The following is a 24,394-nucleotide window of genomic DNA, read 5'->3' on the forward strand; positions in this document are numbered from 1 at the left end:
AATCTTTTGAGTGAGTTATATTGGCGACCATCGCCTCTGAGGTTTTCTAAATGAGCAACAAGTTTGTTATCACCTGGGACAACATGCAAATGTATACCCGCCAGCTGGCAGAGAAGCTGCTTCCTGCTGATCAGTGGACTGGAATTATCGCGGTAAGCCGTGGTGGTTTGGTTCCAGCAGCAATTCTGGCTCGTGAGTTGGGTCTTCGTCACGTAGATACTGTTTGTATCGCTAGTTACGACCATGATCATCAGCGTGATATGCAAGTCCTGAAGAAAGCTGACGGCGACGGTGAAGGCTTTATCGTTGTTGATGATCTGGTAGACACTGGCGGTACTGCGGAAGTGATCCGTGAAATGTACCCGAAAGCGAAGTTTGTAACCGTGTGTGCGAAACCTGCGGGTAAGCACCTGGTTGACGACTACGTAGTAGACATCGCTCAGGATTGTTGGATTGAGCAACCTTGGGACATGGGTGTAACATTCGTAGAGCCTGTCGCTAAACGCTAAAATTTTAGAAGCCCCGAAAGGGGCTTTTTTTATGTCTGAACAAAGGCATGTGGGAATTTTTTTCTCTGGGGTAATGTCATGGTTTTCTAACTGTGATGGTTTACACTACCTCCAGTAATTTCTGAATATTTGGGAGAGGTATCGTGAGCGAAACCGAATCCGAAAACCTGTCGATTAAACTCTTCAAACAACACAAAAATGCCAAAGAAACATCCACTATTGTGGGTTCAGTCAATCAGGGCTTGAGCAACATACACAATGCGTTGGATGGCGACAGTGACAATAGTTGGTATCGTATTCTTCGCCGCCCACAGTGGATATGGCAAGGGATCGATCCGATTGAAATGGAAGAAACACTGGCGCGAATTGCGGTATCTAACAATGAGCGCAGTAGCGAAAAGCTGTTGGATACAGTGATTGGCTATCGTCCTGGAAACTGGGCGTATGAGTGGACGCAATGCGGTATGCGCCATCAAAAAGTGGCGCAACAGTTGGATGAGTCGGGTAAAAAAGAAGAGGCAGTAAAAAAATGGCTGTTGGCGAGTACCTGTTTTAGCATCGGAGCGTATCCTCACCTCAAAGGCGATTCTCTATCATCGCAAGCAGAAACGTTAGCAAACAAAGCGTTTCATCATGCGATAGATAAGCTGCCTTACAAAGTGAAAAGCATCGTGACGCAGGTAGATGGGAGACCATTGGAAGGTTTTCTCTATTTGCCCCACACTAATGAACCCTTGCCTACCGTCATTGTCAGTGGTGGTGTAGACAGTTTGCAAATTGATGCTTGGCGTCTGTTTGAAACCTATTTTGCTCCCGCCAATATCGCCATGTTGACGTTGGATATGCCATCGGTAGGACGAAGCAGTCATTGGAGCCTTACAGAAGACAGCAGTCGGCTGCACCAAGCCATGCTGCATGAGTTACGTACAGTACCATGGGTAGATCACCATCGCGTCGGTTGTCTTGGCGTCCGTATGGGCGCGAATGCAGCAGTTAGAATGGCATTTGTCGAACAGAACAATGTGAAATCCTGTGTCTCTGTAGGCGGTATGCTCCATACCATGCTGAATGAAGCGTACCAGCAGAAAAACATTCCACCTATGTATCTTGATACCATCGCCTCAAGGATGGGTAAGCACGTTGCCAGCACATCGTTACTGACTCAGTTACAAGCATTGTCGCTCAAAAATCAGGGGCTGCTGACAGGACGACGAACGAAAGTTCCTGTGTTGGCGTTGAGCCTGTCGGGTGATCCTGTGTGCCCAGAGACAGACAACCAATTGGCGGCTCTCTATAGTCAGGGTGGTAAGGCAAAGACATTACCGAATAAGCCGCTACACGATGGCTATCACAGAATTATGTTGGAAGCTATGGAGTGGTTTTCAAACACCCTGTGACAAAGATCGTTTAACTTGCTTTCGCTATCTCGTATTCGTCAAGGCTCTCTGATATAGGACGAATTCCTTTGTTTAGTTGTTATACACTTGAAGTTTGCTGATTAAAAAACAACCTCACGATGAGGTGATGGAATCGGGCGGGAGCACCGTCAGAACACATCGCAACAAATAATAACAACATTGGAATTCGTTTTAAGGGAACTTGCTATGACTGACGAAACTAAATCTATCTCCCATGGCCGACTCATGACAAAGTTTGCCCAACTGGGACCCTATCTTCGCCAGAATAAATCATCGGAACAGAGTTACTTCTTCGATTGCCTCTCTGCCTGTGTGAATGCTAAAAAAACACCAGAAAGCCGCGAGTTTTGGGGCTGGTGGATGGAACTGACGCCAAAAGAGGGTGGGTTTGAATACGTCTACGCATTTGGCAAATTTGATACTGCTGGCGAGTGGAAAGAAGAAAATGTGCCTAGCAAGAGTGCGAGTGAAGTGAAGGCGTCATTAGACACTTTCTATCAAAAAATCACTGGTTTTGTCGAAGGTGACCTGTCGTTAGAGATTTCAGCACTCCCATCACTTAAACAACCAAAGTTGGGCTCGGCTGCATAACCAAAGAATATCGCTATATTCGCTTGTTATCTTGGGCTGAGATTGATAAAAGTAAGACTCATTTGCTTTATTTGTTATCAATGTCATGTCAGGCCAAGAAAACAATTCATCTATTAAAGTGTCTGGTGGTCAAATCGATCGCCAGACCGTCGTTGTAAAGCTGGGTACTAGCGTACTCACTGGTGGTTCTAAGAAACTGGATCGCGCCCATATGGTCGAACTGGTTCGCCAGTGCGCCATGCTTATTCGTCAAGGTCACCATGTCGTGATTGTCACCTCTGGTGCGATTGCTGCAGGTCGTGAGCATCTCAATCATCCTCAAATTGCAAACACTATCGCGAATAAGCAAATGCTGGCAGCGGTAGGGCAGTCTCGTATTATTCAAGCGTGGGAAAGCCTGTTTGCTATTTATGGCATCAATATTGGTCAGATGCTTCTGACGCGTGCTGATTTGGATGATCGTGAGCGTTATTTGAATGCGCGTGACATGCTACAGGCGCTACTGGACAATAATATTGTCCCTGTTGTGAACGAGAACGACGCCGTTGCAACCGCTGAAATCAAAGTGGGTGACAACGATAACTTGTCTGCGCTGGTAGCTATTCTCGCAGAAGCGGACAAGCTTCTGTTATTGACTGACCAACCCGGTCTCTTTACGGCCGACCCGCGTAGCAACCCAGATGCAGAGCTGATCCATGAAGTTCATACCATTGACGAAACCCTGCATAAATTAGCGGGTGGTAGTGTCAGTGGTTTGGGTACAGGCGGAATGGCAACCAAACTTCAAGCAGCAGACGTAGCACGTCGTGCTGGGATTGAAGTGACGATTGCAGCAGGTAGCCGTCCTGAAGTGATTCAACATGTGGTAGAAGGCAAACCCGCAGGGACACGTTTCTTACCGTTGGAGTCACCACTTGAAAGCCGTAAGCGCTGGATTTTGGCAGGGCCTCCTCCTGCAGGAAATATTGTCATTGACGATGGTGCTGCGAAAGCTGTGGTTGAGCGTCACAGCAGTTTGCTGTCTAAAGGCATTGTGTCGGTAGACGGTCAGTTTGACCGTGGTGCAGTGGCACGTATCTGCAACAAAGATGGAAAACTGCTTGCTCGCGGTATTTGCCGGTACTCAAGCAAAGACTTAAGTGCCATTGCGGGTCGACATAGCCAGGACATTCAAGATATTCTGGGTTATGCACACGGAGCTGTGGCGGTGCACTGCGACGATTTAGTCGTAATCGATTAATCAGGCTGAGGCGCACGCCTTAGCCAAAATGGAAGAGCAATAGAGGCTGAAATGAGTCTGCAACAAATGGGACGCGCAGCGAAAGACGCTGCTTACGCACTGGCAACCGCACCGACGGCGCAGAAAAATAAAGCGCTGGCAGTGATTGCTGATGAATTGGAAGCAAATGCAGCAACAATTCTTGCTGCAAACGCAAAAGACATCGACGCAGGTCGCGAAGCCGGTCTGCCCGATGCCATGTTGGATCGTCTGCTTCTGAATGAATCCCGTCTGGCAGGCATTGCCGCAGACGTTCGCAATGTTATTTCTCTGTCTGACCCCGTCGGCAGCGAAATTGACTGCAAAGTGCTAGAAAATGGCATGACATTGAGCCGTCGTCGTGAGCCCATTGGCGTCATTGGTGTGATTTACGAAGCGCGCCCGAATGTGACCATTGATATTGCTTCGCTCTGCCTGAAAATCGGTAACGCGAGTATTCTGCGTGGCGGTCGCGAAACGTTCCACTCGAACGTTGAGCTTGTGAAAGTGATTCAGACTGCGCTGGAAAAAGCCGATCTGCCAGCCGCGTCTGTTCAGTACATTGAAAAACCAGACCGTGAGCTGGTGGGTGAATTACTGCGTTTGGACGAGTACGTGGATATGATCATTCCACGTGGTGGTGCGGGCTTGCACAAAATGTGTAAAGAGAACAGCACTATCCCTGTCATCATTGGCGGTTTTGGCATTAGCCATCTGTTCGTGGATAAGACTGCGGATCTGGATCGTTCACTGGATCTCATCATCAACTCGAAAGCACAGCGCCCATCAGCCTGTAACGCACTGGATACCTTGCTGGTGCATGAAGACGTTGCGACAGAGCTATTTGAAAAGCTGGTGCCACTGCTGAATGACAACAAGCTGAAGATCGTTGCAGACAGTGCAGCTTACCCTCTGTTGTCAGCGGTTGCGGATCTGCATGAAGCAGGCGAAGGCGACTTTGACACTGAATGGCTGAGCTACACGCTGGGCGTGTCGATTGTCTCTGACGTGCATGCTGCTCTGAAGCATATGCGCGATCACAACGCGAGCCACTCAGACGCGATACTGACTAACGATCTGATGGCGGCAGAAGCCTTCATCAACGGTGCGGGTTCAGCGGCGGTGTATGTGAATGCGTCTACACGCTTCACAGACGGCGCACAGTTCGGTTTGGGCGCGGAGGTTGCGGTATCGACTCAGAAACTGCATGCGCGTGGCCCAATGGGCTTAGAAGAGCTCACCACCTACAAATGGGTAGGTAAAGCAGATTATCTCGCACGCCCATAAGGCGAGATGAGATAAATCGTAACAGAAGGCACTCTCCATGAGTGCCTTTTTCTATTCAGCCACTATCTGTTTTCATTGAATGGCGGTACTCTCTCGCCACTATTCGATAACGCCAGAAACTGCGATGGATTACACCACACTCTCTCGGATCAGCCTTAAGAATCTTACCGTGATGCATGTGCTCTTGATGACGCACAGTGTCACGGCTACGGCGGATATTCTGTGTGTGACCCCATCCAGTGTCAGCAAGGCACTCAGTCAGTTAAAAACGCAGCTTAATGACGATCTTTTCTTCCGTCGTGGTAATCAGCTAACGCCGACGCAATTTGCGCTCAGTATCGGCCCTGCGATTCACAATGTGCTGTCGAACATCAATGGCATTTTCCAGCAAGGGGAATTCTCGCCAGAGGTGTATGAAGGCACCTTGTCGCTCTCAATGCGAGAAAGTACGTTCGAGCTGTTTGCGCCGAAGCTTTGCGGTATTTCCGCCCAGCTTTCGGACAAAGCGCGCCTGAATATCTCCACCAAAGAGCAGTTCAGTTTTGAAGCGCTGCAAAGCGGTAAGTTGGATTTTCTGTTGTTACCGCACGACATCAGCCAGCCGCCGACTCAGAGCAAAAGCTTGGTGTGGCAAACCATTATGGAAGATGAAATGGTATGTCTGATGCGTGCCGATCATCCGCTTGCACAGCAAGACTTATCGATCGAAGGCTATCTAAGTTGCCGCCACATTCGGGTGATCGACAAAGACTTGGCTGAACCCTATTTTGAGATGACGCTGACGCAACGCCATGGTGCGCGCAATATCGCTTTGATGGTTGCAGATTTTGGTTCTGCGGCACTGACCTGTCATCATTCAGACTATCTATTTACCTGCTCTAAACGCTGGGTGGAAACCGCCTTGCAGGCAAAAGATCTGATAGCAAAACCTTTGCCCTTTGACTACGGACAGGTGGCGTACAGTCTGGTGTGGAACATGGTGAGCCTTAACAACCCAGCGTGTCGTTGGCTTCATAGCCAGCTTATTGCTGAGTGCTAATATGCCTATCAAGGCATGAGCATATTTTAGGTATAAATGGTGGGTTTCAGCATCGGACGCTGAATGCGGGCGAACAGCAAATCGTGGAAGCGATCCATTTCGGCTTCGCTGCATTTTTCCCACTCCAGTGCCTGACCCATCACGCCATGGTGTTGAAACGCATTGAGGCGAATCTGAACCGATTTTGGCAGTTTATTGAGATACGCGCCGACGGCATCCACTTCCGTATCCAAGTCACTTTTCCCCGGAATATGCAGCAAACGCACTTCGTGCAGTTTTCCTATATCAGCCAGCAAGTCGATAGTCTCGATGACGCGGTGTTTATCGCGGCCAATGAGCCAGCGGTGCGTCTCGGATTGCCAAGATTTTAAATCAATCATTGCGCCATCAAGGTAAGGGGCAACACGCTCCCAACCTGCGCGCGACAATGAACCGTTGCTGTCGATAAAGCATGTCAGATGTGACAACGCAGAATCGGCTTTAACGGCTTTGAAAAGCTCGATAATGAACGGCAGTTGCAGCGTGGCTTCACCGCCTGAGACGGTAATGCCGTTCAGGAAAAAGTGGTGTTGGCGAACCAAGGCCAGCATGTCGTCCAAGCTGTAGCTGACAATTTTCGGGTTGGACTTGTGGGGACACACATCAATGCAGAGATCGCAATGTGTGCACTTTGCAGCATCCCAAACCACTTTGCCTTCAGCACTGAATGACAGCGCATCAGCAGGGCAGGGAGCCACGCAATCGCCGCAATCGGTGCAGTGATTGATGGTATGCGGGTTGTGGCAGGTAATGCAGTCGAAATTGCAGCCCTGCAAAAAGATGACCAGGCGGTTGCCCGGTCCATCTACACAAGAGAATGTCAGGATACGGCTGACCAATGCGTTTGTCTTACTCGGTTTCACTGACATTCTCCGATTGTGCTTTCTACTGACGTTTACTTACTTGTAAACAGGCGTGGTCTCGAAGCTCACCACACGTGGTGCGCGGTCAAGAATACCTGTGTTGCAAGCCGCTTCTGCGCCCAGCCACGTGGTGTTCTTACGAGAGCCTTCATCGTCGTATTTCGCGATGTCAGACAGTTTGATCATGTAACCCGTTACGCGTACCAGATCGTTTGACGCAACGTTCGCAGTGAACTCGCGGTAGCCCATGTTGATTGCACCCTTACACAGGTTGAACATGGCTTCTGGGTTTGATTTTACTGTCTCGTCGATGGTCAGAATGTCACTGATACCCGAGGTGTAGTATTTGTGGTGACCAGCGGTTGCGTGAACGTAAGTCACTGGGTCTGGTTCAGTACCGTAAGGAATACGAACGCCAGGGGTCACGTCTTTGTCGATGCTGATACCACCTTGTGAGTGCAGAACCGCTTTACCGTTCAGACCGTACTTCACAGGGCTTGCTTCAACCAGCTCTGCCAATTTTGCAGAGATAGCGTGGCCCAGTTCGTTTGCCGCGATGTCGTGACCGTACTTCATTGACTGACCGTCTTTCTCCATCAGGATGTTGACGGCTTCCGCCATGCCGTAAATACCGAACATAGGCGCGAAACGACCTTCTTCAATCAGGCCTTCTGTTGCCAGGAAGTGTTTGAAGTAGTTTGAAGATTCGTGCAGGAAGCTGCTACGAACGTCCATCAGTTCAACCATCAGCTTGCTGTACGTTGGCAGCACTGCGTTCAGGAAGTCTTGTGCACTTTCCGCTTTCTCAGCAGCGTGCTTCAGGTTCATACGCACCAGCGTGTTAGAACCGCCAGCCAGTGGCAGCGAGTTGTAGCAGCTCACGATACCGAAGCGCTTGTCGCCGTATGCGGCAGCGTGCATTGGGTAGTTCGCGATGTGCGGCTTGCTGCACTCAACGATGTTTGCAGTCGCTTGACGAAGCAGGTCGTCAGACGTTACCGCTGGGTCGTACATGAACGTCAGGTTCGGTGCGATTTGCTTCAGCTCAGCATCCACGCGCAGGATGGTGCGACAGATGATGTTGTCTGCTGGGCCGATGTTTGCGTGCATGAATGCATCTGGCAGGGTGCGGTCCAGCATGATCCAGAAACGCTTAATTTTTTGGTAGATCTCTTCGTCTGACAGATCGCCCACGTAAGGCATCAGCACATCATCCAGTTGACCCACGTAAACCGGAATGTTGGTCACAGACGGTACGTGGTGGTAGATGATGTTCAGCATGTTCAGCGCATCATCAAGGTTCTCTGCAGGAGACAGCTCTAGGTACTCAGAACCCTGAGACAGGAACTTTGCGTAGTCTGGCAGCACGTAGCGTGGTTTGAATGGTGCGTGACCTTCAAACATGTCACAGATAACGCCGTCTTTCATCGCCTGCTCGATATCGTCAGAGATATCCATGTAAGGCAGGCTTGCTTCTGCTTCCAACGCCAGCCATTGGTTTTTCTGCTTTGGCGACAGGGTTGGGTTGTTGATGATTTGGTAGAAACGTTCTTGAAGTTCTGTCAGATGCTTGCTCATGGAAAAGACCTTACTTTGATTTGGGTTTATTCTAAGCGCGAATCCGGTTTGCCACTATTGAACAATCAAGAAGCGGCTTTTTCTAAAATGGAAATCCGCGAGATGTTGTGGCATTGTACTGAAAAACGCTTGGAGAGGAGCGATAGATTGAAAGCACACTATTGGTAAGCCTTTGTCCTGTGGAGCGCAAAAATACCACTTATGGCTAGTCGTTTGATAAATGACTAATTTGTTTTTTTGTACGATCACGATCAAGTCTATCATTGCGTGCCTCATGATATGCTTTGGTCTAATATTTTAGACAGAAATGGCATTTTGTGTGGCGAAAAGAAAAGATCGTTAGCGTTAGAAACTTGTGCTCATGTGGGGGGGAAATAATATGTCGATTGAAAGTGTTGTTAGCTGGGCTAACAAGTTAAAAAAGAGTCTTTGGTGGCGTCATGCAATAAGGTTAGCTGCTGAGAAAGGTGAATTAGCTCGAGATGACTTGCTGCTGCTTTTCACTATTGCCAAAATGGAACATGGCCTAGAGACTCAGGACGATTCTTTCCCAGACTACATTGCGCCAGTAGACCTTACGGGATTTGGTGAGGAAGGACAGTCTGTAAATCTGAAAAGCATTGGCAAAGTGAATCATGTATCCGCATTGGTTTCTGATGCATTGTTAGAATTCAAAACCGAAGGCCTGACTGCAGTATATGGTGACAACGGTTCTGGAAAGTCTAGTTATGCAAAAATCCTCAAGAATACTTGCCTAACTCGCGGTAATACGCCAAAAATTCTATCTAATATTTATAAAGATAAATCTGGAGATCCTTCTGCGGAGCTCTCGATTGTCATCAACGAAGAACAGCATGATGTTGAGTGGGCTCTATCTGCCGCCTCACGCGAAGATCTAAAGTCAATTCGAGTATTCGACAACACATCTGCCGCTCACTACATTTCAGGTGAAGATGCTATTGAGTACAAGCCAGTCGGAATGAAAATCTTGGCGCAGCTTATGCGTGCCTGTGAGTTTGTGCGCGCTGAAAACGATAACGAGAAGAAACCGTTTGTCCCACCAACCCCATTGCCGACTTTCAAACCTAATAGTAAAGCTCTCGCTTTTGTTTCGACATTGTCGGCTAAGACTAAACCTGAAGATGTTGACGCGCTATGCATCGATAAAGAAACAGAAGATTCGATCCCTGTTCTGATTGAAGAACTAGCGAAGCTCAAAACCAGTACCCCTGAGCAACTTCGCAAAGGTTACAGTGACAAGTACAAGGGTCTACAGCCACTACTTACTCATTTAGAGAAACTGAGAGACAAGTTAAAGCAAGAGAGTTTCGACTTAATCAAGGCTTCTTACGACGATTACAAAACAAAGCAAGGTGCAGCTGAGTTAGCTCGCAGTCAGGCTGTTGATGGTCATGAGCTTGCCGGTATCTGTTCACAAGAATGGGCTCAGATGTGGTTCCATGTTAAGACGTTTGTTCAAACTTATAACAGCAAACTGGCATTTCCACCAGTTGAGGGTTCAGCATGCCCTACGTGTCTCCAACCCATTTCAGGTGAAACTGCAATTAAGCTGAAATCATTTGACGACTATTTGAAAGATCAAACTCAGGTAGAAGCCAAAAAAGCGAAAGGAATTTTTGACACTTACATTGCGAACCTGAAGATCCTCAACTTTGATTTAAAGCCTTATGAGTTGGTTCTAAGCAAGATCCGCGACCACAATGCAGAGTGCGCAGATAGCATTGTCGCACTGAATACAAGCCTCGAAACTCTTCGCAACAACCTAGTTAAAATCGAACCGGACTTTACTTCTATCAAGGTTGACTTCAAGGCTGTTGACTGGATTACTGCTCAGATTGCCTCTTGGAAGAAGAAAGAAGCTGAAGTTGCAACGAATGAAGGTTTGGCTAAGAAGATTTTAGACATTACGGTGCAGCTCCAAGAGCTTGAGGACGGAAAGACCTTCACTGCAGCTAGACGAAATGTAATGAGTGAGATTACTCGTCTGCAGATGCTCGCTCTGTACAATAGTCTTGGTAGCTCTTGTCAGTCTGCTTCTATCACCACTCAAACCAACGCTATCGCAAATAGTGGTGCTGTAGGTGCTCTGCAAGGTGCATTTAGAGCTGAACTTGAGAAGCTCCACTTTGACAATTTTGATGTGGATACCGTTACTCGCGGATCTCGTGGAAAGCAAATGCTCAAGATTCGCCTTACAGATAAGCCTAACGGGATCACTGACGTGGCAAGTGAAGGCGAGCAAAAGTGTATTGCCCTTGCTTGCTTCTTGGCTGAGCTGACTGTAGATAACAGAAAATCAGCTATTATCTTTGACGACCCAATTAACTCACTCGATCACAGGTGGCGTCGTTTGTTCGCTGATCGCATCGCTCAAGAGGCTTTAACACGTCAGGTGATTGTGTTCACGCACGATATGTCTTTCTTGAAGATGTTAGAGGAATCCTGTGGGGTAGCTAAAGCTCCTTCGGAAGTGGTTTCTATTCGTAAATTAGGTGATGTAGCCGGTTATCCATTCCGAGAGCCTCCGTGGGATGTCAAAAACACAAACGCTCGAGTTGGTGAACTGAAAAACTTGGCACCTCAACTCAAGAAGATGGAAGCATCAGGAGATTTTGAATATGAAATGCGAGTTAAGCATAGTTATGGTTTGATGCGTGAAACTTACGAGCGTCTTGTTGAAGAGTGGCTACTAAGAAAAGTTGTTGAGAGATTTGGTCGTGCAGTTAAAACTCAAAGCTTGAAAGAGATCGTCGACGATGTGACTTCTGAGGACAATGATATCATCAATGCAGCAATGTCTAAGTGCAGTACTTATATGTGCGGTCATGACAATGCAACCGGATTGGCGGTCGATTGTCCTCGTGCGAGTGAATTTGAGAAAGATGTGAACGATTTAGACGCTTATTTCAAAGCTCTGAAGAAGCGTCGTAATTAATGAAACGGTAATGCGGCTTAGTGAGGAGCTTTGTGTTAGCTTCATTTTCCCTAGCTCGGAATTGTCCCAAGCCAAATTAAAGCACCACAACACTTTCCCTTTTCCCACAGAGAGAAAGGCTTCAACAACCAGAAACAAAAAACGCCGAGCAATGCTCGGCGTTTTCGTATCTAGATTTGCGTGAGTGCTTACTTAATTTCCACGCCCTGTGCTTGCAGGTCTGCATGGTAAGAAGAACGAACAAATGGACCACACGCAGCGTGTGTGAAGCCCAGTTCCAACGCGATATCACGCAGCTCGTCAAACTCTTCAGGCGGCACGTAGCGCTCTACCGGAAGGTGGTGACGGCTTGGTGCCAAGTACTGACCCAAGGTCAGCATGGTTACACCGTGTTCACGCAAGTCTTTCAGGACTTGAACGATCTCTTCTTTGGTTTCACCCAGACCCATCATGACGCCAGATTTGGTCGGGACGTCAGGGTGCATTTCACCGAACTTCTTCAGCAGCTCAAGAGACCACTTGTAGTTGGCACCCGGACGCGCTTTACGGTAAAGGCGAGGGGCGGTTTCCAAGTTGTGGTTGAACACATCTGGCGGGTTGTCTTTCAGAAGCTCAAGTGCGGTATCCATACGACCACGGAAATCAGGCACCAAGGTTTCGATGCGGATTTCTGGGTTCAGCGTACGAATTTCGCGGGTACAGTCGGCAAAGTGCTTAGCACCACCGTCACGCAGGTCATCACGGTCTACCGAGGTAACCACCACGTATTTTAGCTTCATGTCGCTGATGGTTTTTGCCAGTTTCGCTGGCTCATTGTCATCAGGCTGGTTCGGACGGCCGTGAGCAACGTCGCAGAAAGGGCAGCGTCGAGTACAAATCGCACCCAGAATCATGAAGGTCGCGGTGCCGTGGTTGAAACACTCCGCCAAGTTAGGGCAAGAGGCTTCTTCGCACACCGAGTGCAGGTTATTTTTGCGCAGCGCAGACTTAATGTCTTGGATGCGTTTGCTGTCCGAAGGAAGTTTGATCTTCATCCACTCGGGCTTGCGCAGCATCTCTTTTTGCTCGGTCGGCATGTTTTTGACCGGGATGAGCGCCATTTTGTCTGCATCGCGGTACTTAACGCCGCGTTCCATCTGGATCGGTTTGCTCATAATTCGTTGCTTTCTGTTAGGGACTCCACCTCATCATAACCGAGGTGAGAAGTCAGTTTATCAACTAACACAGGGTAAAGCTCAGCAAGTGACGCTGGGCCCCCTAAATCGACGGTTTGTGTCATCGCCATTCCGGCATACCCACAGGGGTTAATGCGTAGGAATGGGGACAAGTCCATATTGACGTTTAGTGCCAATCCGTGGAAAGAACAACCTCGACGGATACGAAGACCCAACGAGCAGATTTTGTTGTCACCCACATACACACCCGGCGCATCCGGACGCGCATTGGATTCAATACCATAATGGGCAAGCGTATCGATCACAATGTTTTCGATATGCGTGACCAGTTCACGTACGCCCATTTTTTTGCGTTTTAAATCAATCAGTACGTAAGCGATTTGCTGACCCGGACCATGATAGGTGACTTGTCCACCGCGGTCACTCTGAACAACGGGAATGTCACCGGTTGCGAGCAAGTGCTCAGCTTTGCCTGCCTGACCTTGGGTAAACACAGGCTCATGTTCGACGAGCCAAATTTCATCAAGCGTATCACTGTCGCGTTCATCAGTGAATGCGTGCATCGCTTCAAACGTTGGCGTGTATGGGCGCAAACCAAGCTGTCTGATGATGAGACGGTTTTGCTGCAAAGTACACCTGCCTGATTGAGATAGCTTCATCCGTAATCAGGAAAAGATTGCGGTAAGAAGATGACGTAAAACGGGTATCAGTGTCGATATTATAATGAGCGACGGCTGAATTAACAGCCGCCGACAGTAAGGGTATTACGTGTTCAGCTTGCGCTGATCACAGAACCATACGAACGATTTCGATATCGGCAAGTTCTTTGTACAGCGTTTCAACTTGGTCGATAGAGGTGGCTGTAATGGTCACAGATACCGCGTGATACGTGCCTTTACCGCTTGGCTTCACAGTCGGGCTGTAATCGCCGGGTGCGTGACGCTGAATCACTTCCAAAACCAGATCTGGCAGCTCTGGCTTCGCATAGCCCATCACTTTGTAAGTGAACTTACACGGGAACTCCAGTAAGTCTCTCAGTTTTGGTTCTTCTTGCATGTATGACTCCATATCGGCGGCAGAAAAAAGCAGCCGAATACTTGTTTGTACGAGTCCCTGACCACTGTGTATGTATCTCAGAAACTGGGATTTCGATCACGAATATAATTGGGGGAGAATAGTAATCGTCTTGTTAAAAGAAAACAAGATGATGTGCGTTCACCACCCTAAGGTATATGGGGGCGAAAGTGGAAAATAAAAAGGGCAGTGAAATCACTGCCCTTAAATTCATTTTATCGGATGCTTAGAAGAGGTTCTTGAAGAACATCACGATGTAGTCCATCAAGCGGCTGAATAGGCCACCTTCTTTGACATCATTCAGTGCAACCAATGGGTATTCTGCAACGTCTTCACCATCAACTTGATAGTACAGCTTACCGACAACATCGCCTTTCGCGATAGGTGCTTCCAGCGTTTTTTCCAGTACGAAGCTCGCTTCTAGATTTTTCGCCTTGCCGCGTGGCAGAGTAACGTAAGTATCTTCAGTCACACCCAGTGCCACTTGGTCAGTGTCACCCATCCACACTTTTTCAGTTACAAACGTTTCGTTTGCTTTGTGTGGTTCAACGGTTTCGAAGAAACGGAAGCCGTAGTTCAGCAGCTTTTTGCTTTCTGCTTTACGCGCGTTGGCACTGTTTGTGCCCATCACAACCGCAATCAGACGCATCTTGCCTTCGGTTGCAGAGCTCACCAGGCTGTAACCTGCTTTGTCTGTGTGACCCGTTTTGATGCCGTCAACGTTCATGCTCTTATCCCAAAGCAGACCGTTACGGTTGTACTGGGTGATGCCGTTGTAGGTGTATTGCTTATCGCTGTAAATGCGGTATTCCTCAGGAACGTCGCGGATCAGCGCTTGGCCAAGCAATGCCATATCATATGGCGTTGAATAGAGGTCGTCATGGTCTAAGCCGTGTGCATTCATGAAGTGGGTATCTTTCATGCCCAGCGATTTTGCCCAGCCGTTCATGAGATCAACAAAAGAATCTTCAGAGCCCGCGATGTGCTCAGCCATCGCAACACATGCATCGTTACCTGATTGGATGATAATGCCGTGGTTCAGTTCGTTGACGGTGACAGTGGTGCCCACTTCAATGAACATTTTCGAGCTGCCTGGGAAGTTTTTTGCCCACGCGTTCTTGCTGATCACCACTTCATCATCGAGGCTGATATTGCCGCGTTCGATTTCCTGACCAATGACATAACTGGTCATCATTTTGGTTAGACTCGCTGGGTTCAGACGTTCGTGAGCATTGTGCTCAGCCAGAACTTTGCCTGAGTTGTAGTCCATTAATACGTAGCCTTTTGCCGCGATTTGCGGGGCATCAGGAACAACGCTAGGCGCTGCGAAAACGGTCGCAGAAGTTAGTACAGCGGTCGATAAGACTAAAGAGCGCAACAATGAGGGTGATTTTTTCATAAATTTAGGTACTTACTCGGTATTTCTCTAGTCAAAACAGCCCACACTATATCAGATAGGTAGGCATTGTGTCAGACGGTGTTACAACAACTTACTAATTACTGACATTCAAATTGGGTGTCGGTTCATTAGTGATCGGTTCAACAACAACAAAAGCTTCATTAATTTGATGTTCACGTGCTCGCATGGCGGCATTCTGCGTTTTATCGTAGTCGTAGAATGGCCCCAAGCGTACGCGATAGACGCTGTCGGCATGCAAAATATCGGTTGGCTGATCGAGTTGCTTGCCGAAGGTTTCTGCAGCGCGTAGTGCTTTGTCTTTATCTGAAATCGCGACCAGTTGTACAAAATAGCGATTCAGGCGCGCACCTTGCCATTCCGTATCGTCGGCGGGCTTATCGACTTTTAACAGCGTCACTTTAACAGGAGCAGTCCCAGTTTTCAGCACATCGAGCTTGGACGCGGCAGCATAGCTCAAGTCTATGATTCGACCCTCATGAAAAGGCCCGCGATCGTTAACACGTACAATGGCTTTTTTGCCGTTGGCGGTGTTCTCTACTTCGACATAACTTGGCAGAGGTAAAGTCTTGTGCGCAGCAGACATGGAGTATATGTCATAAATCTCGCCGTTAGACGTTTTGTGGCCGTGGAACTTCTTGCCATACCATGAGGCTATCCCTGTTTCAGAATAGGTTTCAGGCTCTTGCAGTACATGATATTGCTCACCGAGCACGGTATAGTCTTTATTGCCAGCACGGCTATAAGGTTCATAGCGTGGCTGTGCATCTTCAATATGCTGTAGGGTTGGCACAACGTCTGGTGCGGTGTCGTCAGCCAGTGTGTAGCGGCCATCATTTTCTGTGGTCGCACAACCCGCTAAAACCAATACAGACATCACTAGGTATTTTTTCATTACAGTGCCTTCGAGAGCATTTTTCGGTGGGTATGGATGGACATCAAAATGCCAAAGCCAGCCATCAGGGTCACCATTGAGGTGCCGCCATAGCTAACTAACGGCAGGGGAACACCTACCACTGGCAATATGCCACTGACCATACCGATATTTACAAACACATAAACAAAGAAGCTCAGTACGATACTTCCTGCCATCATGCGTCCAAACGCGGTTTGTACTCGGCTCGCGAGCAGCAGTCCACGACCGATAACAAAAAGGTAGAGAGTGAGCAGACAAGCTACGCCAATCATTCCCCATTCTTCCGCGATCACCGCAAAGATAAAGTCGGTGTGACGCTCTGGCAAGAACTCGAGTTGAGACTGCGTGCCATGTAACCAACCTTTGCCTGAAATTCCACCAGATCCTATGGCAATCTTAGATTGGATAATGTGATAGCCCGCACCAAGCGGATCAGATTCCGGGTCAAAAAGTGTTCTTACGCGAATACGCTGGTATTCGCGCATCAGAAAAAACCAGAGCACAGGAATAAATGACGCCAGTAAACTGACTGCACCGATGATGATTTTCCAACTGATACCAGAAAGGAAAAGCACAAAAATGCCTGAGGCGGCAATAAGAATAGATGTTCCCAAGTCGGGTTGTTTCGCGATGAGTATGGTGGGAACAAAAACCAAAACTAGCCCAATGATTAGCGTTTTAAATCTCGGGGGGAGGGATTCTTTTCCGATAAAGCGCGCGACCATGAGGGGAACGGCCAGTTTTATCAACTCGGAGGGCTGAAAGGTAATCACACCAAGATTCAGCCATCGCTGGGCCCCTTTTGCAATTTCACCAAAGAGTAAAACCGCAATTAGCATACCAATGCCTACGATGTAGAGATAGGGAGCCCAAAATTCGTAGTGCCTGGGAGACACCTGTGCTAACACAAACATCACGCCAAGTGCCAGAAGCATTCGGAACACTTGGCGTTCCATCATCGCAACGTTTTGCCCACTCGCGCTCCACATGACCAGAAGACCGAATCCCATTAACGCCAAGATACCAAAAAGAAGTGGAGCATCGAGGTGTAAACGTTCAAACAGTGTTTTCTTTTGGCCTGAGGATGCGAGAAGGCTCATTGGACAATTTTTCCGCTGTTTTTATCTTTGTCTAGAAGCACATGATCAAATATCCGCCGTGCGATAGGGGCGCCGTTGCTGGAACCACCACCGGCATTTTCCAGTACCATAGAGACAACCACTTTAGGGTTATCAAAGGGTGCAAATCCTGTGTAAAGGGCATGGTCTCGCAAGTGCTCTGCCACTTCGTCAGCGTTATATTCTTCGTCTTCGCCCAACCCGAAGACTTGCGCCGTTCCTGATTTACCGCCAGTCACATATTTTGCGTCGGCGAAGTGACGTCTCGCCGTGCCTTTGCGACCATGGTTTACCAAGCGCATGCCTTCCAATGCCATGTTCCAGTATTTTTCATCGACATTTTCAATCGGTGGGTACGGAGACAGTTGCACCTCTTCTTTCACGCCTTCTTTCTCTGTGCGCATGAGAAGATGTGGCGGATAGACCTTACCGTGATTGACTAATACCGCTGTTGCCTTGGCAAGCTGCATCGGTGTCGTCGTCCAGTAGCCCTGACCAATACCAACAGGGATTGTGTCACCTTTGTACCAAGGCTGTCTGTACCGCGCCATTTTCCATTCACGGGTTGGCATGTTGGCTTTGCTTTCTTCGTAAATATCGATACCAGTGAATTCACCAAAGCCAAATTTACTCATCCAACTGGAGAGTTTATCGATGCCCATGTCGTATGCAATCTGATAGAAGAAGGTATCCACGGACTCTTCAATGGATTGAACGATGTTGACACGACCATGACCCCAAGGGAGCCAGTCACGGAATGGACGTGAATTGGAGTTAGGCAGTCGCCAGTAACCCGGATCATTACGTGTTGTATTCGGTGTGATAATCTTCTCTTCCAGTGCTGATACAGCAATGAAAGGTTTGACGGTCGATGCTGGCGGGTAAATGCCCAGCGTTGCCCTGTTCACCAGTGGACGATTATTGTCATTTAACAACGCACGATAATCTTTACCAGAGATGCCGTTCACGAACAGGTTCGGGTCATAACTGGGTGTGGAAACCATGGCGAGTACTGACGAATCTTTAGGGTCCAGCACGACGACAGCTGCACGTCTGTCCCCTAATATGCCACGGATATAAAGCTGTAGGTCGACATCAATATTGAGCACAAGATCTTTGCCTGGCTCAGGCGGAACGTACTTCAAGGTGCGAATAATGCGACCACGGCTATTAACTTCGACTTCTTGATAGCCTGCAGTGCCATGAAGCGTGTTTTCATAGAAGCGTTCAATACCGAGCTTTCCAATATCTCGGGTAGCTTTGTAGTTACTGATCACTTCTGCTCGCTCTAGGCGAGCGATGTCTTTGTCGTTGATTTTTGCTACATAGCCCAGCACATGCGTGAGTGCATCACCGTACGGGTAATAACGCTTGAGGTAGCCCTTAATTTCAACGCCAGGGAATTTATATTGATTGGCCGAGAATACCGCAACTTCTTCTTCAGTCAGTTGGTTTTTCAGTGCAACGGCATTGAAACGGCGCGACCGTTTCCTATCACGTTCGAAGTTTTTAAGTTCTCGTTCCGTGATAGGCAGGATTTCTTTCAGGCGCTCAATTGTCCCCGGGATGTCTTTGACTTGCTCTGGGGTAATTTCCAACGCGTAGACCGGACGGTTTTCGGCCAAAATCTTGCCATGACGGTCATAGATCAGGCCGCGGTTAGGTGCGACAGGGACGACCTTGATACGGTTATCGTTAGAGCGGGTAATGTAATCGTCGTGCTCTTTAACTTGAATGTTATAGAGGTTGAGCAAAAGGATACCCACGAGAACGACAATACCGCCGAAAGCCACAATGGCCCGGCGGAAAAACAAAGAAGACTCAGCCTGATGATCGCGTATTGGACTACGCTTGTACTTCATGAATTATTCTCGGTGATAAGGGTGATTAGCTGTGATACTCCAAGCTCGGTAAAGGCTTTCTGCCATCACGACGCGTACTAGCGGGTGTGGCAGTGTCAGGGGTGACAGTGACCAGCTTTGATCGGCCGCTGCTTTGCAGGCTGGGGCTAATCCTTCAGGACCTCCAATGAGAATTGACACATCGCGGGCATCCAACTTCCAGCTTTCCAACTGTTCTGCCAACTGTTCAGTGTCCCAACGTTTTCCCGGAATATCTAACGTAACAATACGGTTGCCTTTAGGCACCGCAGCCAGCATTGCTTCACCTTCTTTTTGTAGGATGCGTGCAATGTCGGCATTTTTACCGCGTTTACCCGCAGTAATTTCCACCAGTTCCAGTGGCATATCTTTAGGGAATCGACGGCTATATTCTTTGTAGCCTTCCTCGATCCATTTTGGCATTTTGGTGCCAACAGCAATTAACTGAAGTTTCATCTGATCAGTTCCACAGTTTTTCTAACTGGTACAACTGACGTTGCTCATCTTGCATGACATGCAACATGACATCACCGAGATCCAGTACGACCCATTCACCTTCGTTTTCGCCGTCCATGCCTAAAGAGCGAATGTTTGCCGCTTGCGCTTCATCAGCAACGTGCTCGGCAATGGAGGCGACATGGCGTTTTGAATTTCCAGTGCAAAGCACCATGAAGTCCGTGATGCTACTTTTTTCGCGAACATCAATGGTAATGATGTCAGCCGCTTTCATATCATCAGCTTTATCGACAACGAAATGTTGAAGTTGTTCCGGAAGCAAAGTTAACCCCTTTGTAGATACTAGTCCTCAGACGTTTGGCCTTGAGGTATTGAACGCCCATTCTGCTGAATGGATCGAAAAATTATAACATTGGCGCATTTGAATAAAATACGTTGATGTCTAATTGACAGTTAGTTGACAGGTGACAGTCGGACAGAATGCCCGCACATATTGAGGCTAAATTCTGCGAGAGCTGGCCAAGGTTGACTGTCAAAGTCAGTCTTAACCATGGTTTCAATCTCTGCCAAGCTTCGTAATAACTGCATCAGTGCAGGCAATGGCAAGCGATGCAGAGCCGCGGTCAGTGGCGCCCGACGATTTTGCCAAACACGGAAATGGTCGAAAATTTTACTCAGACCCATCCCAGACCCACCGTATTCCTGCATTTTGCATAGCTGAACCAGCTCTTTTTGAATCACACGTAATAAGATGGTGATCTCTACGCCTTCGGCTTCTAATTGACGAAGGATACGGATAGCGCGCTTGGCTTTCCCTTCGATCAACGCATCAGTGAGCTGGAAAGGGGTAAAGTGGTTATTACGAGACAATGCGTCTTGTAACCGTACCAGTGTCAACTCGCCATCAGGGTAGAGCAGTTGAAGCTTCATCAAACTTTGGGATAGCGCCAGCAAGTTGCCTTCGTGCCACTGTGCCAGCAAAAGAACAGACTCGTGATCGGGTTTGAGGCCAAGACCATGACAGCGGTTTTCAATAAAACGTGGCAATTGGCGCGCGTCGGGCGTATTGCACGGCACGTATAAGCCATTTTTATGAAATAAGGTGAACCACTGTGTCGACTCTTGCTTTTTGTTTAGGCGCGGACCGTCAAACACCACTAACACATCTTGATGCAGCAGCGGAGCTAGCTCTTTTAACGCATTTGTCTGCGCGGCTGTCAGTGGGTTTTCAGGAAACGTAATGATGAGGATCTGCCGATTGGCAAACAGGCTTAACGCCTGACAACAGTCATAAACGTCTTGCCAGTTGAGCTGATTGTCGATCGTAAAGCGGTGCTTTTCATCGAAGCCTTGCTTTGCTGCTTCATCCACAATAGCTTGGATCGACTCTTGTTTGAGAAGAGGCTCATTCCCAAACAACAGATAAGACTGACACAAGCCTTGAGAGAGACGTTGTGTCAGTTGTTCTGGATAAACCCTCATTGCGTACTTTCACCGCTGGTGGAGTAGTTAGAAAGTGGTTTTCCGCGTTGATCGTCTTTCCCTTCAAAACGGGTTTCAATCGTCATGGCTGGCTTTTTCTGGTCAACACCTTGATACAGCTCACGCAGGGCCTTTTCTTCTGCTTGTTTTAGCTCATATTCTTCAATATGCGCATTCAAGCGTGCAAGTTGACGCATGATCTGCTTGGTCGCTTCCACCCGCATTTCCTGAGCCAACATCTCTTCTTCTACGGATTTAGCAAGTGCTGTCAATGGGTTATCAAGATAGGTTCGGCTCAAAGAAGTAGAAAAGTTATAGCTGCCTTTGTCGGGAACGGTAACCGAATAGCTCACTCTATACGCAAATTGCTTTTCGGCAACACGGCTGTTTTGGTACAAAGACAAGGTGCTTTCGCCGTAACTTTCCCCATTCAGATTGAGGTTGGCGACTTTCGCTGTGGGTGTGACGAGGTCGATGTCGTATTGGCGAAGCTGGGTCTTCATTTCCCTTGTTAGCTTGCCATACTGGTCAAAGCTCGTGACCGAGAGGGTTTTAATTTCATCGGGCAAATTGTAGCTGCCACGAAGGTGGAATCCGCAAGAAGCGGTGGCCAAAGCGGCCACCACGACTAGCAGGGTTCGGAGAGAGCGAAAGATCGATTTCACCGAATACTCCCTGTATTAGTTAGCAACGATATTAACCAGTTTACCTGGTACGTAGATGACTTTACGGATGGTCTTACCTTCCGTGAATTTCACTACGTGCTCATCATTCTGTGCCATCGCTTCAACGTCGTCTTTCGCCGCATCAGCTGCAACAGTGATTTTCGCACGAAGCTTTCCGTTCACTTGAACAATGATCAGTTTCTCGTCTTCTACCATTGCATCGTTGTCTGCTACCGGCCAAACCGCGTTGTCGATGTCAGTTTGACCCAGCGCAGCCCACAGCTCAGTGCTGATGTGCGGGGTGATTGGGTAAAGCATCGCAACGATAGCTTTCACTGCTTCGTCTAGGATTGCACGGTCAGCATCAGTGTCTTGAGGTGCTTTGGTCAGACGGTTCATCAGTTCCATCACCGCGGCGATCGCGGTGTTGAAGGTTTGACGACGGCCAATGTCATCGCTCACTTTCGCAATTGTCTTGTGAACTTCACGGCGTAGCGTCTTTTGATCAGCGTTCAGTGCAGATGTATCCAGAGCGGCTACGTCACCTTTCGCAGTGTGTTCGAAGACCAGCTTCCAAACACGCTTCAAGAAGCGGTTAGCACCTTCAACGCCAGATTCTTGCCACTCAAGGGTCATGTCTGCTGGTGATGCGAACATCATGAACAGACGCACGGTGTCAGCACCGTACTTATCAACCATCTCTTGTGGGTCGATACCGTTGTTCTTCGACTTAGACATTTTGGTCATGCCTGAGTGAACGAGGTTATTACCTTCAGTATCTACTGCTGTGGTGATGCGGCCTTTCTCGTCGCGCTCAAAGGTGGCTTCAGTTGGAGAAACCCAAACTTTCGCGCCTTTGTCGTTGTTGTAGTAGTACGCATCAGCCAGCACCATGCCTTGGCACAGAAGACGCTTGAACGGCTCGTCAGACTTCACGTAGCCTGCATCACGCAGCAGTTTGTGGAAGAAGCGAGAGTACAGCAGGTGCATGACCGCGTGCTCAATACCACCGATGTACTGGTCTACTGGCAGCCAGTAGTTTGCTGCGTCTGAATCCAGCATCTCGTCTGCTTTTGGTGAACAGTAGCGTGCGTAGTACCAGCTAGACTCCATGAAGGTGTCGAAGGTGTCCGTTTCACGCAGTGCAGGTTGACCGTTGTAGGTGGTTTCAGCCCACGTTTTATCCGCTTTGATAGGGCTGGTTACGCCATCCATCACAACGTCTTCTGGCAATAGCACAGGCAGTTGATCAACAGGCACTGAATGTACTTCGCCATCTTCAGTGGTCACCATTGGGATTGGAGCACCCCAGTAGCGTTGACGAGATACACCCCAATCACGCAGGCGGAAGTTAACAGTCTTGTGGCCTTTGCCTTCTGCTTCCAATTTGGCTGCAATCGCATCGAACGCTTGCTCGAAGCTTAGGCCGTCAAATTCACCAGAATTAAACAGAGCACCTTTTTCAGTATGCGCTGCTTCTGAGATGTCTGGAGCATTGCCGTCTTCTGCCAAGATCACAGCCTCAATGTTCAGGCCGTACTTGGTTGCGAATTCGTAGTCACGCTGATCGTGACCTGGTACTGCCATTACCGCACCTGTGCCGTAATCCATCAGTACGAAGTTAGCGATGAAGATTGGCACTTCACGGCCATTCAAAGGATGGATAGCCTTTAGGCCAGTGTCCATACCCTTCTTCTCCATGGTCGCTAGCTCTGCTTCAGCAACCTTGGTGTTTTTACATTCTTCGATGAATGCTGCCAGCTCTGGATTGTTCTGTGCAGCTTTGGTCGCCAGTGGGTGACCGGCTGCGATACCGACGTAAGTCACGCCCATCAGCGTGTCAGGACGCGTGGTGTACACTTCCAGATCGCTTTCACCAGCAACTTCAAACTTCAGCTCTACACCTTCAGAGCGGCCAATCCAGTTGCGCTGCATGGTTTTCACCTGCTCAGGCCAGCCATCCAGTGTTTCCAGATCGTCCAGCAGTTCTTGCGCATACGCGGTGATTTTGATGAACCACTGTGGAATTTCTTTTTGCTCTACTGGCGTGTCACAACGCCAGCAGCAGCCGTCTTCAACCTGCTCGTTCGCCAGAACGGTTTGGTCGTTTGGACACCAGTTAACAGAAGACGTCTTCTTATAAACCAGACCTTTTTCGTACAGTTTTGTGAAGAATTCTTGTTCCCAACGGTAGTACTCTGGCGTACAGGTTGCGAATTCACGATCCCAGTCATAGCCGAAGCCCAGCAGTTTCAGCTGGTTCTTCATGTATTCGATGTTCTCGTAAGTCCACGGCGCAGGCGCGGTTTTATTTTTAACCGCTGCGTTTTCTGCTGGCAGACCGAATGCATCCCAACCGATAGGCTGCATCACGTTCTTGCCTTGTAGGCGCTGGTAGCGAGAGATCACATCACCGATGGTGTAGTTACGTACGTGACCCATGTGTAGGCGACCGCTAGGGTATGGGAACATGGATAGGCAATAGAATTTTTCTTTGCTTGGATCTTCAGTAACTACGAAGGTCTTGTTGTTGTCCCATTCAGCCTGAACTTTGGGCTCTATGTCCTGTGGACGGTATTGTTCTTGCATCGATGACATCCGGGAAATTGTGAGATAGGTATAAAATGAACCAAAATAATCGACATAGAATAGCTAAAGGTAGAAGTCGCAACA

21 protein-coding genes are annotated in these 24,394 nt (G+C 48.4%); 7 read left to right on the top strand and 14 right to left on the bottom strand.

Annotated features, from left to right (window positions below; translation table 11 throughout):
• Window positions 1-50: 50 nt before the first annotated feature.
• From gpt to B5D35_RS03225, 6 genes are all read left to right on the top strand, one after another.
• A complete protein-coding gene (gene gpt / locus B5D35_RS03200; RefSeq protein ID WP_078751165.1) occupies window positions 51-509 on the top strand; it encodes a xanthine phosphoribosyltransferase in 459 nt (152 codons plus the stop codon).
• Between the two features lie 143 nt (window positions 510-652).
• Window positions 653-1,906 carry an esterase FrsA gene (gene frsA, locus B5D35_RS03205; protein WP_078751166.1) on the top strand — a complete coding sequence of 418 codons (1,254 nt, stop codon included), beginning with the start codon at window positions 653-655 and terminating at the stop codon, window positions 1,904-1,906.
• A 207-nt stretch (window positions 1,907-2,113) separates the two neighbouring features.
• Complete coding sequence (gene crl / locus B5D35_RS03210) at window positions 2,114-2,518, top strand: sigma factor-binding protein Crl (protein ID WP_078751167.1); 405 nt, start codon at window positions 2,114-2,116, stop codon at window positions 2,516-2,518.
• 85 nt (window positions 2,519-2,603) lie between these two features.
• Complete coding sequence (proB, locus tag B5D35_RS03215) at window positions 2,604-3,758, top strand: glutamate 5-kinase (protein WP_078751168.1); 1,155 nt, start codon at window positions 2,604-2,606, stop codon at window positions 3,756-3,758.
• A gap of 51 nt (window positions 3,759-3,809) precedes the next feature.
• On the top strand, window positions 3,810-5,063 hold the full coding sequence (locus B5D35_RS03220; protein ID WP_078751169.1) for a glutamate-5-semialdehyde dehydrogenase: 1,254 nt from the start codon (window positions 3,810-3,812) through the stop codon (window positions 5,061-5,063).
• Between the two features lie 124 nt (window positions 5,064-5,187).
• Window positions 5,188-6,102 carry a LysR family transcriptional regulator gene (locus B5D35_RS03225; protein ID WP_078751170.1) on the top strand — a complete coding sequence of 305 codons (915 nt, stop codon included), beginning with the start codon at window positions 5,188-5,190 and terminating at the stop codon, window positions 6,100-6,102.
• Window positions 6,103-6,128: 26 nt separating this feature from the next.
• On the opposite strand, the gene B5D35_RS03230 is transcribed toward B5D35_RS03225, so the two are convergent.
• Both B5D35_RS03230 and B5D35_RS03235 read right to left on the bottom strand, forming a co-directional pair.
• Window positions 6,129-7,010 (bottom strand): YjjW family glycine radical enzyme activase, encoded by an 882-nt coding sequence (locus B5D35_RS03230; RefSeq protein ID WP_078751171.1) that lies wholly within the window; start codon window positions 7,008-7,010, stop codon window positions 6,129-6,131.
• A gap of 30 nt (window positions 7,011-7,040) precedes the next feature.
• Entirely contained in the window at window positions 7,041-8,582 is a 1,542-nt protein-coding gene (locus B5D35_RS03235; RefSeq protein ID WP_078751172.1) for a YjjI family glycine radical enzyme, read from the bottom strand.
• Between the two features lie 379 nt (window positions 8,583-8,961).
• Between B5D35_RS03235 and B5D35_RS03245 the strand changes: the two genes are divergently transcribed.
• Window positions 8,962-11,538 (top strand): AAA family ATPase, encoded by a 2,577-nt coding sequence (locus B5D35_RS03245; RefSeq protein WP_078751174.1) that lies wholly within the window; start codon window positions 8,962-8,964, stop codon window positions 11,536-11,538.
• A 188-nt stretch (window positions 11,539-11,726) separates the two neighbouring features.
• On the opposite strand, the gene lipA is transcribed toward B5D35_RS03245, so the two are convergent.
• The 12 genes from lipA to leuS all read right to left on the bottom strand — a co-directional run bounded on the left by lipA (window position 11,727) and on the right by leuS (window position 24,310).
• Window positions 11,727-12,692: a lipoyl synthase gene (gene lipA, locus B5D35_RS03250; protein ID WP_078751175.1), complete on the bottom strand. Its 966-nt coding sequence runs from the start codon at window positions 12,690-12,692 to the stop codon at window positions 11,727-11,729.
• Complete coding sequence (gene lipB / locus B5D35_RS03255; RefSeq protein WP_170915119.1) at window positions 12,689-13,372, bottom strand: lipoyl(octanoyl) transferase LipB; 684 nt, start codon at window positions 13,370-13,372, stop codon at window positions 12,689-12,691. The genes lipA and lipB overlap by 4 nt, the downstream gene beginning before the upstream one ends.
• Before the next feature lie 127 nt (window positions 13,373-13,499).
• Window positions 13,500-13,769, bottom strand: coding sequence for a DUF493 family protein YbeD (gene ybeD / locus B5D35_RS03260; protein ID WP_078751177.1), 270 nt, complete (start codon window positions 13,767-13,769; stop codon window positions 13,500-13,502).
• A gap of 244 nt (window positions 13,770-14,013) precedes the next feature.
• Complete coding sequence (locus B5D35_RS03265) at window positions 14,014-15,186, bottom strand: serine hydrolase (RefSeq protein WP_078751178.1); 1,173 nt, start codon at window positions 15,184-15,186, stop codon at window positions 14,014-14,016.
• A 94-nt stretch (window positions 15,187-15,280) separates the two neighbouring features.
• Window positions 15,281-16,099 (bottom strand): septal ring lytic transglycosylase RlpA family protein, encoded by an 819-nt coding sequence (locus B5D35_RS03270; RefSeq protein ID WP_078751179.1) that lies wholly within the window; start codon window positions 16,097-16,099, stop codon window positions 15,281-15,283.
• On the bottom strand, window positions 16,099-17,220 hold the full coding sequence (gene mrdB / locus B5D35_RS03275; protein ID WP_078751180.1) for a peptidoglycan glycosyltransferase MrdB: 1,122 nt from the start codon (window positions 17,218-17,220) through the stop codon (window positions 16,099-16,101). The genes B5D35_RS03270 and mrdB overlap by 1 nt, the downstream gene beginning before the upstream one ends.
• Window positions 17,217-19,100 carry a penicillin-binding protein 2 gene (mrdA, locus tag B5D35_RS03280; RefSeq protein WP_078751181.1) on the bottom strand — a complete coding sequence of 628 codons (1,884 nt, stop codon included), beginning with the start codon at window positions 19,098-19,100 and terminating at the stop codon, window positions 17,217-17,219. Before mrdA ends, mrdB begins: the two co-directional genes overlap by 4 nt.
• 3 nt (window positions 19,101-19,103) lie before the next feature.
• Complete coding sequence (gene rlmH / locus B5D35_RS03285) at window positions 19,104-19,574, bottom strand: 23S rRNA (pseudouridine(1915)-N(3))-methyltransferase RlmH (protein ID WP_078751182.1); 471 nt, start codon at window positions 19,572-19,574, stop codon at window positions 19,104-19,106.
• A gap of 4 nt (window positions 19,575-19,578) precedes the next feature.
• On the bottom strand, window positions 19,579-19,896 hold the full coding sequence (gene rsfS / locus B5D35_RS03290) for a ribosome silencing factor (RefSeq protein WP_078751183.1): 318 nt from the start codon (window positions 19,894-19,896) through the stop codon (window positions 19,579-19,581).
• Window positions 19,897-20,027: 131 nt separating this feature from the next.
• Window positions 20,028-21,056 carry a DNA polymerase III subunit delta gene (gene holA / locus B5D35_RS03295; protein ID WP_078751184.1) on the bottom strand — a complete coding sequence of 343 codons (1,029 nt, stop codon included), beginning with the start codon at window positions 21,054-21,056 and terminating at the stop codon, window positions 20,028-20,030.
• A complete protein-coding gene (locus B5D35_RS03300; protein ID WP_078751185.1) occupies window positions 21,053-21,721 on the bottom strand; it encodes an LPS-assembly lipoprotein LptE in 669 nt (222 codons plus the stop codon). The genes holA and B5D35_RS03300 overlap by 4 nt, the downstream gene beginning before the upstream one ends.
• Window positions 21,722-21,736: 15 nt before the next feature.
• Window positions 21,737-24,310 (bottom strand): leucine--tRNA ligase, encoded by a 2,574-nt coding sequence (gene leuS / locus B5D35_RS03305; protein ID WP_078751186.1) that lies wholly within the window; start codon window positions 24,308-24,310, stop codon window positions 21,737-21,739.
• Window positions 24,311-24,394: the final 84 nt, after the last annotated feature.

The organism is Enterovibrio nigricans DSM 22720 (genome assembly GCF_900167155.1).
Lineage (GTDB): Bacteria > Pseudomonadota > Gammaproteobacteria > Enterobacterales > Vibrionaceae > Enterovibrio > Enterovibrio nigricans.

Bases quoted from the DNA above. Each gene is read 5' to 3' on its own strand.
- gpt (WP_078751165.1), top strand. From the start codon at position 51: ATGAGCAACAAGTTTGTTATCACCTGGGACAACATGCAAATGTATACC.
- crl (WP_078751167.1), top strand. From the start codon at position 2,114: ATGACTGACGAAACTAAATCTATCTCCCATGGCCGACTCATGACAAAG.
- proB (WP_078751168.1), top strand. From the start codon at position 2,604: ATGTCAGGCCAAGAAAACAATTCATCTATTAAAGTGTCTGGTGGTCAA.
- B5D35_RS03220 (WP_078751169.1), top strand. From the start codon at position 3,810: ATGAGTCTGCAACAAATGGGACGCGCAGCGAAAGACGCTGCTTACGCA.
- B5D35_RS03225 (WP_078751170.1), top strand. From the start codon at position 5,188: ATGGATTACACCACACTCTCTCGGATCAGCCTTAAGAATCTTACCGTG.
- B5D35_RS03230 (WP_078751171.1), bottom strand. From the start codon at position 7,010: ATGTCAGTGAAACCGAGTAAGACAAACGCATTGGTCAGCCGTATCCTG.
- B5D35_RS03235 (WP_078751172.1), bottom strand. From the start codon at position 8,582: ATGAGCAAGCATCTGACAGAACTTCAAGAACGTTTCTACCAAATCATC.
- B5D35_RS03245 (WP_078751174.1), top strand. From the start codon at position 8,962: ATGTCGATTGAAAGTGTTGTTAGCTGGGCTAACAAGTTAAAAAAGAGT.
- lipA (WP_078751175.1), bottom strand. From the start codon at position 12,692: ATGAGCAAACCGATCCAGATGGAACGCGGCGTTAAGTACCGCGATGCA.
- lipB (WP_170915119.1), bottom strand. From the start codon at position 13,372: ATGAAGCTATCTCAATCAGGCAGGTGTACTTTGCAGCAAAACCGTCTC.
- ybeD (WP_078751177.1), bottom strand. From the start codon at position 13,769: ATGCAAGAAGAACCAAAACTGAGAGACTTACTGGAGTTCCCGTGTAAG.
- B5D35_RS03265 (WP_078751178.1), bottom strand. From the start codon at position 15,186: ATGAAAAAATCACCCTCATTGTTGCGCTCTTTAGTCTTATCGACCGCT.
- B5D35_RS03270 (WP_078751179.1), bottom strand. From the start codon at position 16,099: ATGAAAAAATACCTAGTGATGTCTGTATTGGTTTTAGCGGGTTGTGCG.
- mrdB (WP_078751180.1), bottom strand. From the start codon at position 17,220: ATGAGCCTTCTCGCATCCTCAGGCCAAAAGAAAACACTGTTTGAACGT.
- mrdA (WP_078751181.1), bottom strand. From the start codon at position 19,100: ATGAAGTACAAGCGTAGTCCAATACGCGATCATCAGGCTGAGTCTTCT.
- rlmH (WP_078751182.1), bottom strand. From the start codon at position 19,574: ATGAAACTTCAGTTAATTGCTGTTGGCACCAAAATGCCAAAATGGATC.
- holA (WP_078751184.1), bottom strand. From the start codon at position 21,056: ATGAGGGTTTATCCAGAACAACTGACACAACGTCTCTCTCAAGGCTTG.
- leuS (WP_078751186.1), bottom strand. From the start codon at position 24,310: ATGCAAGAACAATACCGTCCACAGGACATAGAGCCCAAAGTTCAGGCT.